Annotated in this window: 9 protein-coding genes; 6 read left to right on the plus strand and 3 right to left on the minus strand. The window is 63.1% G+C overall.

Features of this window, described 5'->3' with window-relative positions; all coding sequences use genetic code 11:
• Nucleotides 1-513 precede the first annotated feature (513 nt).
• On the plus strand, nt 514-2,469 hold the full coding sequence (locus CO670_RS24610; RefSeq protein ID WP_097592648.1) for a TetM/TetW/TetO/TetS family tetracycline resistance ribosomal protection protein: 1,956 nt from the start codon (nt 514-516) through the stop codon (nt 2,467-2,469).
• 176 nt (nt 2,470-2,645) lie between these two features.
• Here CO670_RS24610 and CO670_RS24615 read toward each other — a convergent pair whose 3' ends face one another.
• Complete coding sequence (locus tag CO670_RS24615; RefSeq protein ID WP_097592649.1) at nt 2,646-3,692, minus strand: NAD(P)-dependent alcohol dehydrogenase; 1,047 nt, start codon at nt 3,690-3,692, stop codon at nt 2,646-2,648.
• Nucleotides 3,693-3,895: 203 nt separating this feature from the next.
• Between CO670_RS24615 and CO670_RS24620 the strand changes: the two genes are divergently transcribed.
• The 3 genes from CO670_RS24620 (at nt 3,896) to CO670_RS24630 (ending at nt 7,641) form a co-directional block, all read left to right on the plus strand.
• Nucleotides 3,896-4,804: an AraC family transcriptional regulator gene (locus tag CO670_RS24620; protein WP_097592650.1), complete on the plus strand. Its 909-nt coding sequence runs from the start codon at nt 3,896-3,898 to the stop codon at nt 4,802-4,804.
• Nucleotides 4,805-4,903: 99 nt separating this feature from the next.
• The gene (locus tag CO670_RS24625; RefSeq protein ID WP_097592651.1) at nt 4,904-5,959 is read left to right on the plus strand and encodes a glycosyltransferase family 2 protein; all 1,056 of its coding nucleotides are present in this window, start codon (nt 4,904-4,906) and stop codon (nt 5,957-5,959) included.
• Nucleotides 5,959-7,641, plus strand: coding sequence for a hypothetical protein (locus tag CO670_RS24630; protein WP_097592652.1), 1,683 nt, complete (start codon nt 5,959-5,961; stop codon nt 7,639-7,641). The genes CO670_RS24625 and CO670_RS24630 overlap by 1 nt, the downstream gene beginning before the upstream one ends.
• Before the next feature lie 26 nt (nt 7,642-7,667).
• Here the strand turns inward: CO670_RS24630 and CO670_RS24635 are convergent, their stop codons facing one another.
• The gene (locus CO670_RS24635; protein WP_097592653.1) at nt 7,668-8,672 is read right to left on the minus strand and encodes a sugar-binding transcriptional regulator; all 1,005 of its coding nucleotides are present in this window, start codon (nt 8,670-8,672) and stop codon (nt 7,668-7,670) included.
• A gap of 82 nt (nt 8,673-8,754) precedes the next feature.
• The gene (locus tag CO670_RS24640; protein WP_097592654.1) at nt 8,755-9,789 is read right to left on the minus strand and encodes a sn-glycerol-3-phosphate import ATP-binding protein UgpC; all 1,035 of its coding nucleotides are present in this window, start codon (nt 9,787-9,789) and stop codon (nt 8,755-8,757) included.
• A 150-nt stretch (nt 9,790-9,939) separates the two neighbouring features.
• On the opposite strand from CO670_RS24640, the gene CO670_RS24645 reads away from it, so the two are divergent.
• Nucleotides 9,940-11,298, plus strand: a complete 1,359-nt coding sequence (locus CO670_RS24645) for an extracellular solute-binding protein (protein ID WP_097592655.1) — start codon at nt 9,940-9,942, stop codon at nt 11,296-11,298.
• A 13-nt stretch (nt 11,299-11,311) separates the two neighbouring features.
• Nucleotides 11,312-12,277, plus strand: a complete 966-nt coding sequence (locus tag CO670_RS24650; protein ID WP_176539015.1) for an ABC transporter permease subunit — start codon at nt 11,312-11,314, stop codon at nt 12,275-12,277.
• Nucleotides 12,278-12,279: the final 2 nt, after the last annotated feature.

Genomic DNA, 12,279 nt, shown 5'->3' on the forward strand with positions numbered 1-12,279 from the left:
GGGCGCGACGTCTTCCCCCAACAACGAGAGTCACAGCCTGACGAAACGGTAGATAGGCGCAGAGTTTAGGCCACTTGCCGATCTCCCCCTTGTGGGGGAGATGTCCGGCAGGACAGAGGGGGTGTCACACGGGGGCACCTTCTCCTCCGTCGTTCCTGTGCTTGTCACAGGAATCCAGCCACGGCGCGTCCGCGCCGTGAATGACTTTCATGAACGAAGGTCTTTCGCGCCCAAGGACTTGGGCTTGCTGGTCCCTGTGACGAGCACAGGGATGAGGGTGAGTGGGGTGGACGTCCGCGCGCTAGATTTACCGCCGAAATGAGACTTGGTTTTTGCGATACGCGGGTAAGCCAAGGCCCAAGCTTGACACATCTCCCCGCCCGCCCTTAGCATCCCGACCGCGTCTCCCATCTCCGGGATGCCGCATCCAGCCGTAACAACGGACAGAGGTTCCAATGCGCCGAGTCACTTCTCACGAAAATCACATCCGAATTTCTGAGAAGATGGTGGTTCATGCGCACTATGAATCTGGGCATCCTCGCCCATGTGGATGCAGGCAAGACTAGCCTTACCGAAAGACTGCTTTTTAACGCCGGCGTCATCGACAAGCCCGGCAGCGTCGATAGCGGCGATACGCAAACGGATACGCTCGAACTCGAACGGCAGCGCGGCATCACGATCCGGGCCGCGGTGGTGTCGTTTGCGATCGACGGCAGGACCGTCAATCTGATCGACACACCCGGCCACCCGGATTTCATCGCCGAAGTAGAGCGGGTGCTCGGGTTGCTGGATGCGGCGGTGGTCGTGGTTTCGGCGGTCGAGGGCGTGCAGGCGCAGACGCGCGTGCTGGTGCGGGCGCTGCGGCGGCTCGGCGTTCCCTTCGTCTTCTTCGTCAACAAGGTCGATCGCCTCGGCGCCCGCTACGGGGAAGTGATGGAGGCGCTGGCCGCGCAGCTTTCGGTCCGGCCGATCGCCATGTCTTCGGTCATCGATGCCGGCGGCAAGCTCGCGCGGGTGGAGGCGCTGGGCCCGGGAAACGAACCGCTTTTTTCGGCGCTCTGCGAGGCGCTCGGGGAAAACGACGAGGCGCTGCTCGACGACTATGTGCTCGCCCCCGAGCGCCTGACGCGGGAAAGGCTCGGCAGCGCTCTGGCCGATCAGGTGGCGCGAGGTCTGGTGCATCCGGTCTTCGCCGGCGCGGCGATAACCGGCGCCGGCGTGTCGGCGCTGGCCTCGGCCATCGCGGCGATCCTGCCCGAGCGGCGCCCGGACCCGGACGGGCCGGTCGCCGGCAAGATCTTCAAGATCGAGCGCGGCTGGGGCGGCGAGAAGCTGTGTTATGTGTATCTGACATCCGGCACGGTGCGGCTGCGGCAATATCTCGATCTGCCGAAAGGCCCGGAAAGAGTGACCGCAATCCAGCTCTTTCAGGCCGGGCGCAGTCATGGCGCCGAGAGCTTTGCTGCCGGACAGATCGCGCGCGTCAGCGGGCTTGCCGGCGCCCGGATCGGTGATGCCGTGGGCGGCGATCAGGGTGCGGCCGGCAGGGCTCACTTCGCGCCGCCGACACTCGAAACCCGCGTCCTTGCGCGGCAGCCTTCGGAGAGGGCGGCGCTGTGGCTGGCGTTGAGCCAGATGGCCGAACAGGATCCCCTGATCAACCTGCACCGGGACGAAGAGACCGACGAGGTCTTCGTCTCGCTCTACGGCGAGGTGCAGAAGGAGGTGATCCAAGCGACCCTGCTGGCCGATTTCGGCCTTGAGGCGCGATTCGAGGAAAGCACGGTCATCCTAGCCGAGAGGCCGGCGGCAACAGGAAACGGCCTGCAGATCCTCTTCAAGGAGCCCAATCCGTTTCTCGCCACCATCGGCCTGCGGGTCGAGCCGCGCCCTGCCGGGACGGGCAACAGCTTTGCGCTCGAAGTGGATGTCGGCCAGATGCCGGTCGCCTTCTACCGGGCGGTCGAGGAAACCGTGTTCGAAACGCTGAAGCAGGGCATTTTCGGCTGGCAGGTCATCGATTGCCATGTGGCGATGACGGCGGCGCGCCACAGCTCACCGGCCAGCACCGCCGCCGATTTCCGGCAGCTGACGCCCTGGGTTCTGGCGTCAGCGCTCTCGGCCGCGCAAACCGTGCTCTGCGAACCGGTCGACCGCTTTCATCTCGAAACCCCGGCCGAAAGCCTCAGCGGCATACTGGCCCTGCTGGCGAAATCCGCCGCGACGACGACGGATTCGGTGATCGCCGATGGCGTCGCCCGTCTCGAAGGCACGCTGGCGTCTCAGACGGTCCAGAGCGTCCAGCAGCAATTGCCGGGGCTGACGAGCGGGGCAGGGACGATGGAAACGGCTTTCGATCACTATGCGCCGATATCAGGGCCGCCGCGCCTGCGTCCGCGTTCGGGGCCTGATCCGTTCAATCCGGTGGAATATCTGTTGCGGTTGCAGGCCAAGAGAGCCTCATGCTGAGGTGCGCAGGCCGAAGGCCGGAGCCCCGAAGCACGGGGCGGGTGCTCCGGTTGGCGGATTGGAGCGGTGTTGGCGGGGGACGCTTCGAGGCGATCCTGCGGATCGCACCTCAGCATGAGGAAGCTCAAGTGTGTCGTCATAAAAAAAGCGGCTCCCGAAGGAGCCGCTCTTATTCCTCAAGCCGCCAGCGAGGCGATGTCGATGACGAAGCGGTAGCGGACGTCGCTCTTGACGACCCGCTCGTAGGCTTCGTTGATATTCTGGATGTCGATCTTCTCGATCTCCGAGACGATGTTGTGCTTGCCGCAGAAGTCGAGCATCTCCTGGGTTTCCTTGATCGAGCCGATCATCGACCCCGCCAGGCTCTTGCGCCCGCCGATGACCGAGAAGGCGTGGACCGGAACCGGGTGCTCAGGAACGCCGACCAGAACCATTGTGCCGTCAGACTTCAACAGGTTGAGATAGGCATTCCAATCGATTGCCGTGCCGACCGTGTTGATGATCAGGTCGAAGCTGCCGGCGAGCTTGGTGAAGGTCTCGGCGTCGCTCGTTGCATAATAGTCCTTGGCGCCGAGCTTGAGACCGTCTTCCTTCTTCGACAGCGACTGGGAAAGGACGGTGATGTCGGCACCCATCGCAGCACCGATCTTCACGCCCATATGGCCGAGACCGCCCATGCCGACAATCGCAATTTTCTTGCCAGGACCGGCTTTCCAATGCGCGAGCGGCGAATAAAGCGTGATACCGGCGCAAAGCAGCGGGGCGCCGGAATCGAGCGGAATATTGTCTGGGAAGCGCAGCACATAACCTTCCTTGACGACGATCGAGTCGGAGTAGCCGCCGAAGGTCGGGGTCGTGCCATCGGCTTCATAGCCATTATAGGTCGGGACGAGGCCCGGCAGGTAGTGTTCGTAATCCAGATCACGCGCGGCGCAGCCGACGCAGGAATCGACGAAGCAGCCGACGCCGACGCGGTCGCCGACCTTGAACTTCGTCACCTTGGAGCCGACGGCGGAAACGACGCCGGCAACTTCGTGGCCCGGCACCATCGGGAATATGGAATTGCCCCATTCGTTGCGGGCCTGGTGAATGTCGGAGTGGCAGACACCGCAATATTGAACCGCGATGACGACGTCGTCATCATTGGGTTCGCGACGCTCGAAGGTGAAGGGGGTCAGCGGTTGCGACGCGTCGGTTGCGGCATAGCCTTTTGCGATAGCCATCTGAAGCTTCCTTTGGGGTTGGGAGGGGTTGAGCGGGATGGCGGACTATTGCCCGGATGTTGGCAAGGGCGTTAGAGCGATCCTCTCAGCTTCTTGCACGATCCTGCAAAAGTGCGGCGCCCACCTGTTTGCGAAATCGCAAAAGGCACTCTAGATAAGGGCGGTAGCGTCGGCGTCAGACAGCCGGCAGAAAGAGTTGCCGCATGACTTTGCCCTTCAGCCCCTATCAGGAAATCGTCGATATCGCGATGCGCTTCGCGCCCGATGACGGCGAGTTTTCGACCGCCATCGGCAATCTTCACGTCAGCCGCCGCTCCAAGCCCAGCGATCCCTCGTACAGCAGCTACCGGCCCTGTTTTGGCTTCGTGCTGCAGGGGGCCAAAAGCCTGCAGCTCGGCACTGAGCTTATCAGCTACGGGACGGGGGACTATCTGCTCACCTCGCTCGACCTTCCGGTCGCCTGGCGCGTCACGGAGGCAAGCCCCGAGGTCCCGCATCTCTGCCTGGGGCTGGCAATCGATTCCGAAAAGCTATTGGAGCTGCTCAGCCGCATCGATATTCCCCGCCCGGCCGCTCATACCGACGGGCAGCGCGGCATGGTGGTGAACGTCGCGCCGCCGGAGCTGATGGATGCCGCCGTCCGCCTGCTGCGCTTGCTCGATCGTCCAGGCGACATTCCCGCCATGGCGCCACTGATCGAGCAGGAAATTCTCTACCGGGTGCTGACCGGGCCGCATGGCGCCCGTCTGATCAACATCGCCACGTCGGACAGCCACAGCAACAGGATTGCACGCGCCGTCGCATGGCTGAAGGAAAATTTCGCGCGGCCGCTGCGCATCGAAGACCTGGCCGACCGCGTCAATATGAGCGTCTCGTCCTTCCATCACCACTTCAAATCGGTGACGGCGATGACGCCGGTGCAGTATCAGAAGCAGCTCCGCCTGCATGAAGCGCGCCGGCTGATGTTCGTCGAGCGTCTCGATGCCGGCACGGCAGGCCACCGCGTCGGCTATCAAAGCCCGTCGCAGTTCAGCCGCGAATACAGCCGCCTCTACGGCGCTTCACCGGCGCGCGACGTCGACGGCGGGCGCGAGATCATTGCGGCGGAATAGCGCGCGGGGAGCGATCGGCGGCCGCCATCCTGTATTAAAGGATGCTTGACCTTTCCCGGCTAGGCTGGAGCCATCAATCAAGCAGGCACCGCCGTCCGTATGACGCAAGCACCGTTTCTTTCCATCGTCGCGCCTTGTCACAATGAGGAAGAGGGCTTGCGCGAATTCTGCCGCCGCGCCTCTGCCGCCGCGCAGAGTGTTGCCGGCGACGCCTTCGAGCTCATCCTCGTCGATGACGGTTCCTCCGACAGCACCTGGGAGATCATTTCGGAGCTGGCGGCCAAAGTGCCGCAGGTGCTCGGTGTTCGCCTGTTGCGCAATCACGGCCACCAGCTGGCGTCGACGGCGGGTCTTTCCGCCTCGCGCGGCGAGCGCGTTCTTCTGATCGACGCCGATCTTCAGGACCCGCCCGAACTGCTGTTGATGATGATGCCGATCATGGAGCGCGGCGCCGACGTCGTCTACGGCCAGCGCACGCGCCGTGAGGGCGAAACCTGGTTCAAGCTCGCGACCGCTTCGCTGTTCTACCGCACGCTTTCCAGGCTCGCTTCCGTGACCATTCCGCGCGATACCGGCGATTTCCGGCTGATGCGCCGGCGCGTCGTCGATATTCTGCTGGCTATGCCGGAGCGCGACCGCTTTATCCGCGGCATGGTCAGCTGGATCGGCGGCCGGCAGGTGGCTCTTCCTTATGAGCGGGACGCCCGTTTTGCCGGCACGACGAAATATCCGCTGCGCAAGATGATCAACTTCGCGCTCGACGCGATCACCAGCTTTTCGACGACGCCGCTACGCATCGCCACATGGCTCGGCATGATCAGCGCCGGTGTGGCGATGGCGCTGCTCGTCTATACCTTCGTGCGCTGGCTCCAGGGCGAGACGGTCACCGGCTGGTCGTCGATCATGGCCGCCGTCAGCGCCTTCAGCGCTATCCAGCTGATCTGCATCGGCATCATCGGCGAATATCTCGGCCGTCTCGTGCAGGAGAGCAAGAAGCGGCCGATGTTCATGATCGAGACGATCCTGCGCGGCGGCGAACAGGCCGAGCTGCCGACCGCTTTTTCGGAGATGGGCGCCGGTGACAAGCGCGCAGCACTGGATGCGGCCTTTGCCTCAGGCGAACCACGCCCGAAGAAGAACAGCCGGGCCGGATGATGGACCGGATCGCTGCGCCTGTTCATGCGGCAGCCGGACCTGAGGATCTCACCGTCCGGCAGGATTCCACGGTTGCGATCATTGCTTTCGTGGCGCTTGCCGCGGCCCTGGTGGTGCTGTTCCGCTTTCCGCCCATTCTCGATTACGCCAATCACTACGCCCGCATCTGGCTGCTTTCGGGCGGCATCGGCGAGCAGCCCTTTCCCGAGATCTATGCGATCGATTGGAGCCGCACCTTCACCAATGTCGGGATCGATCTTCTGGCGGCCTGGATAGGGCCGCTCGTCGGCGCCGACAGGCTGGCGCGCGCCTTACTTTTCCTGGCAATCGTGCTGCCGCCGCTCGGCGCGATTGCGCTGCACCGGGCGCTGTTCGGCGGCCGGCATTATTGGCAGATCGCCATGCTGTCGCTCGGCTGGTGCGCGACGATGGTCGGCGGCTTCATCAATTTCCAGATCGGCCTCGGCATGGCCCTGTTCTTCGCCTGCGCCGATCTGCGGCTGCAGCGTGGAAATCCGGCATTGCTGTTTGCCTGGCGGCTTGCCGCCGCCCTGATGCTGACGGTGATGCACATCTTCTCGCTCGGCTTCTATATGGCTGTTGTCTGCGGCCTCGAATTTTCCTGGCGTTTCGACATCTTGCGGTCGAAGGCGGGGCTGATGCGGCTCGCCGGCCGTTTGGCGCTGGCGATCGGCGCCTGCGCTCTGCCGCCGCTCGCGCTCTATCTGCGCACCACCGCCTTGCCGAATGCCGGCGGCGATGGCCTTGGGCTGGTCTGGAACGATGGCATCGTGCTGATCGTCATGAACCTGCTTTCCGCCATCACCACCTATGTCCCGGTCGTGGATGTGGTGTTGGTTCTGCCACTGATCCTCATCTGCACGCGCGCCGCACGCGCCGGCGACATCCGCATTCATGCCGGGCTTGCCGTTACCGCTTGCGGTTTGCTGCTTTTCTCCTGTATTTCGCCGCGTCACATGCTCGGCACCGGCTGGATCAGCTGGCGCTTTCCGATCATGGCGGCGCTTGTCGGCATGGCGATGGTGTCCCCATTTGCCAATCTGACGCGCCGGCAGGCGCTGTCGCTGGCGCTGATGATCAATCTCGCGGTCTTCGGTCGCGCTGGCTGGATCGGGTGGAATTGGTGGCTGGCGCATAAAGATGTCGCCGCTGTCGAGACCGTGCTCAAAAAGGTGCCAGCCGGTGCGGCCGTGCTGCCTTTGGGGCATGAACCGGAGACCGCCAGCAGCCTTGCGCACTCTAACCGGCACTTTGCCTGGGGATTGGATACGTTCCGACATCTGCCGGCGCTCGTCGTACCCTTCTCGCATGCTTTCGTGCCGACAATCTTCACTGCCAAAGGCAAACAGCCTTTGTCCGTTCTGCCGCCATGGTCTGATATCGCGGTTCCCGAGGGCAATCTGGTATCGATCGGTGTGCTTTCATGCCCCGCAATGATGCGCGAATATAAGGGTTTTACGCCCTATCTGTCGGATTGGCGCAGGCGTTTCGATTTCATCCTCGTCGTCAATGCCGATATTCCCGACCGCTATGTCGGCGCTTCGATGCCGGGCGGACTGACGCTTATCGAAGATGCCGGCTTCGCGAAGCTCTATGCGATCGGCAAGGCGATGCCGGTGGAGCCTCTCTCGATCCCGACCGGTTGCGCCAGGGCGTCATAGATTGGCGATGCCGCGCATACTTGGTTCTATGAACCGCTGCCTGCCCGGAGATCGAGTGCAAGCTGTCGCGCCTGCCGGGCCGTGTCTTCGTCGCAGATCAGCACGTTGCCCAGGCCGGACAGCAGCACGGCGGCGATAGCCTGCGCCTTGTTCAGGCCGCCAGAGGCGAAAATGACGTTCGGAATGGCGCGCAGGGCCTCGAGTTCGGGCGCGATCGCGCATCTGTTGATCGCATGTTCGATCGGCCGCCCTGTCTTGTCGACGAATTGGCCGAGAACATCGCCGCAGGCGCCGGCTGCGACCAGTTCCTCGATGTTGACGTTGCTCGACAGGCCGTAGCGCATCAGCAGTGAGCGTTCGGTCATGTCGCCGATGCTGAGCACGATGACGTCATTGGCCTCGATCTGGCGAAAGGCCGTTTCGAAGACGTCTTGCTTGATGATCGCGGTGCGCGACTCCGGGCTGCCGGCATAGATCGGCGCTGCGAGATAGGCGCATTCGGCATTGAGCTGGCGGGCGAGATCGCTCGCAATGTCGAACGTGTTGATTTCGATGCCGTGGGTCAGCCCACCCATGACCGAGTTGACGCAGAGATCGGGCCGTCTCAGCGACGGCATGTGGCGTACCATTTCGCGCAGCGTCGCCCCCCAGCCGACGCCGACGCCGCGGATATTGCCGCCGTTCAGCAATTGCACGAGATAATCGGCGGCCGCCTGGCCGAGCAGGACGGGGATGAGTTCCGCATCCTCCGGCGTCGGTACGATGATCGCCCGACTGAGGTTGAATTCCGCCGCCAGCAGCTGCTCCAGGGCGACGCAGGAGGTCAGCCGGGAATTGAGGGTGATCGTCACCAGGCCGGAGCGGCGCGCCTCGGCGATGATCTTGTTGACGCGAAGCCGGTTGGTCGACAGCGCTTCGGCGATTTCGCCCTGCGTGCGTCCCTCCATGTAATAGAGCCAGACCACGCGCACCTGCATCTGCTCGTCGGGCAGCGCTACGGACGCGAAAGAAGCACTTCTGTTCTGTGACATGCGATAAACTGCGCCTCCGCTTCGACGCCATGGATCTCAAATCCCCGGCGCTTGTCAATCGCAGGGGCCTGCCGTCAGCCGGTCAATCGGTTCGCCGCCCCGTCGTCCTGTTGAAGGGATGCAGATCATCCTTTCGCACACGACAGGACATGCGCTCGCCTTCCTGCAGGTGCCGATCGGTGGGCACGCTTGCGACGATGCGCTTATCGCTGCCGTCGATGCGCAGATGCACGTTGTTCTCGTCGCCGACGGTCTCGATCAATTCGACATAAGCGTCGAACTGGAGATTTTGGGCGGAACCATCGCCGAGGTTGATCGCGCCCGGCCTGATGCCGATGAGATCCGTATCCCGCGGCAGCGGGAGGTCGCAGGGGCCGAGCTCATCGAGATCGATCAGGTTCATCGGCGGAGAGCCGATGAAGCCGGCAACGAACACGGTCTCGGGGCGGCGATAGACCTCGATCGGCGTGCCGATCTGCTCGATCCTGCCGCCGTTCATGACGACCAGCCGGTCGGCCAGCGTCATCGCTTCGAGCTGGTCGTGCGTGACATAGAGGCTCGTCGTCTTCAGCTGCCGCTGCAGCCTGCGGATCTCGACGCGCATCTGCACGCGAAGCTTCGCATCGAGATTGGACAAGGGCTCGTCGAACAGGAAGGCGGCGGGATCGCGGACGATGGCGCGGCCCATGGCGACGCGTTGGCGCTGGCCGCCCGAGAGCTGGCGGGGGCGCCGCTCGAGGAACTCGCCGATCTCCAGAATGCCGGCGGCGTTGGCGATTCGCCGGTCGATCTCGCCGCGCGGCACGCGGCGGTTCTTGAGGCCGTATTCGAGATTCTGGCGAACGGTCATATGCGGATAGAGCGCGTAGTTCTGGAAGACCATGGCGATGTTGCGGTCGGCCGGATCGACATGGCCGACGTCGTTTCCTGCGATCCTGAGGTGGCCCGAGCTGATGGCTTCGAGGCCGGCAATCATCCGCAGCAGGGTCGATTTTCCGCATCCCGACGGGCCGACCAGCACGATCATCTCGCCATCGGCGACGCTGAGATTGATCCCTTTTACCGCGGGGACCGCTCCGTAATTCTTCTTCAGATCGATGAGTTCGATCGCTGCCATGGCATCCTCCTTCGCTGTCGTCATACATTTGTAACACGCTATTGACATTTGTAACAAGTAACCCCAACCTTGTTTTATCGCCACTCTGGGAGGGGTTGACCGGCGCAGACGCACCGGTCGGCGAACAACGGCTATGGAGAGGAAAACGAAATGACGGCAAAGTCTTCGATGGGCGCCCGCTTGCGGCGGACGATCCGCTCGTTCGCGGCGGGCGCGGCTCTGGTGACGCTCGGATTGGCTGCTGCGGGTGACGCCAGCGCGGCCGATCGCGTCAAGATCGAATGGTGGAATGCGGCAGGCGGGCGCCTCGCCGAGATCACCAACAAGCTGATTGCCGACTTCAACGCCTCGCAGGACAAATACGAGGTCGTCGGCATCGGCAAAGGCAATTACGAGGAGACCATGGCGGCGATGGTGGCCGCCTACCGCGTCCACCAGCAGCCGGTGCTGATCCAGGCGGCCGAGCGGGGATTCCTGACCATGTACAATTCCGGCGCCATCATTCCGGTGCCGCAACTGATGGAGAAGGAAGGCTACAAGATCGACTGGAACGATTTCGTCGCGCCGGTCGCCGGTTTCTATCTGGTCGACGGCAAGCCGGCGGCGATGCCCTTCAACAGCTCGACGCCGATCTTCTGGTACAATGCCGATCACTTCAAGGCAGCCGGCTTCGACAAGCCGGGCGAGACCTGGCAGGAGCTCGACAAGCAGCTGCGCGCCATCAAGGAGAAGGGCGTTTCGAAGTGCCAGATGGCGCTGGCCAACGACTTCTACTGGAGCCTGATCGAGAATTACGCGGCGATCCAGGACCAGCCTTACGGCACCAAGGCGAATGGCTTCGGCGGCCTCGACATCGAATTCATCTTCAACAAGAGCCCGCTCGTCGTCGGCCAGGTGACGCGCTTGAAGACGTGGCTCGACGCCGGCATCCTGCAGATCGCCGGGCAGGGGCTCTCGCCCGACCAGTTTTTCACCTCGGGCACCTGCTCGACCTATGTGGCCTCCACCGCGGCGCATGCTGCTGTCGAAAGCGGTGCGAAATTCAATTGGAGCGCGACCTTCCTGCCGCATGAGGAGGGTATCCAGCCGAAGAACAGCACCATCGGCGGCGGTGCACTCTGGGTCCTGAAAGGCAAGTCGGAGGAAGAATATGCCGGCGCCGCCGCCTTCCTGAACTTCCTCGCCTCACCGAAGACGCAGGTCTGGTGGAGCAAGCAGACCGGCTATGTGCCGGTCACCAACGCCGCCTATCAACAGGCCAAGTCCGAGGGCTATTTCAAGGACCACCCGACGCGCGAGATCGCCATCCTCCAGCTGACGCGCGGCACGCCGAGCGACAATTCGCGCGGCTTCCGCTTCGGCAATCATAACCAGTCGATGGCGCTTCTGGTGGAAGAGATCCAGGGTGTGTGGACCGGCCAGAAGACCCCGCAGGAGGCGCTGGATGCGGCGGCGGCGCGCGGCAACCAGATCCTTCGCCAGTACGAGCAGCTTCATGCGGCAAAGTAGAACCATGGGAAAGATGGAAGGCGCCGCCCGGCGCCTTCGCATCCCGGATCTTCTGTCGACGGGCCGTTCGGTGACGCAGCCGTCGGAGGCCGGGTTGAAGTCCGCCCACTTCAACAGGCCGTGGCTTGCCTTCGGGCTGGTCGCGCCGCAGCTGCTGATCCTGCTGTTCTTCTTTTTCATCCCTTCCTACAAGGCGCTGTCGCTGGCCTTCGTTCAGGTCGATCCCTTCGGCGGCACCCAGATTTTCGTCGGGCTCACGAATTTCTACAATCTGTTCGCAAGCCCGGAATATCGCGGCAGCGCGCTGTTCACGCTCTGGTTCACCGTTGCCCAGAACGCCGCAACGCTTCTGCTTGCCGGTCTCTTTGCCTTCGCGACCGATTTCGTGATCAGGGGCAGGGGGATCTACAAGAGCATCATCCTGCTTCCCTATGCGATCGCGCCTGTCATATCGGGGGTGATCTGGGCCTTCCTGTTCAATCCGGCGGTGGGGCCGGTCGCGCAGCTTCTGCATGGGTTCGGTTTCGAATGGGACCCGAACCGGCGGCCTTTCGATGCGCAGCTTCTGGTGACGATCGCCTCGGTCTGGAAGAATGTCTGTTACGACTACATCTTTCTCGTCGCCGCCTTGCTGGCCGTGCCGGCCTCGCTGCTGGAAGCGGCGAAGCTCGACGGCGCAAGGCCGGTGCGGCGCTTCTTCACCATTTCGCTTCCCCTGATCTCGCCGACGATCTTCTTCCTCGTGGTGATGAACTTCGTCTACGGCCTGTTCGAAACCTTCGGCATCATCGACGCGGTCACCCGCGGCGGTCCGGCGGGGGCGACGAACAGCCTGGTCTACAAGGTCTATCAGGATGGTTTTGTGCAGCTCGACCTCGGCTCGTCGGCCGCGCAATCGGTGCTTCTGATGCTGATCGCCATCCTCTTCACCATCGTTCAATTCCGCGCGCTCGAGCGCAAGGTCAATTACCAGGTGTAGCC

This window comes from Rhizobium sp. J15 (assembly GCF_002531825.1).
Taxonomy (GTDB): Bacteria; Pseudomonadota; Alphaproteobacteria; order Rhizobiales; family Rhizobiaceae; genus Rhizobium.

Excerpts from the sequence above, each read along its gene's own strand:
- CO670_RS24635 (WP_097592653.1), bottom strand. The coding sequence starts at position 8,672 with ATGTCACAGAACAGAAGTGCTTCTTTCGCGTCCGTAGCGCTGCCCGAC.
- CO670_RS24620 (WP_097592650.1), top strand. The coding sequence starts at position 3,896 with ATGACTTTGCCCTTCAGCCCCTATCAGGAAATCGTCGATATCGCGATG.
- CO670_RS24610 (WP_097592648.1), top strand. The coding sequence starts at position 514 with ATGCGCACTATGAATCTGGGCATCCTCGCCCATGTGGATGCAGGCAAG.
- CO670_RS24645 (WP_097592655.1), top strand. The coding sequence starts at position 9,940 with ATGACGGCAAAGTCTTCGATGGGCGCCCGCTTGCGGCGGACGATCCGC.
- CO670_RS24615 (WP_097592649.1), bottom strand. The coding sequence starts at position 3,692 with ATGGCTATCGCAAAAGGCTATGCCGCAACCGACGCGTCGCAACCGCTG.
- CO670_RS24640 (WP_097592654.1), bottom strand. The coding sequence starts at position 9,789 with ATGGCAGCGATCGAACTCATCGATCTGAAGAAGAATTACGGAGCGGTC.
- CO670_RS24650 (WP_176539015.1), top strand. The coding sequence starts at position 11,312 with ATGGAAGGCGCCGCCCGGCGCCTTCGCATCCCGGATCTTCTGTCGACG.
- CO670_RS24625 (WP_097592651.1), top strand. The coding sequence starts at position 4,904 with ATGACGCAAGCACCGTTTCTTTCCATCGTCGCGCCTTGTCACAATGAG.
- CO670_RS24630 (WP_097592652.1), top strand. The coding sequence starts at position 5,959 with ATGGACCGGATCGCTGCGCCTGTTCATGCGGCAGCCGGACCTGAGGAT.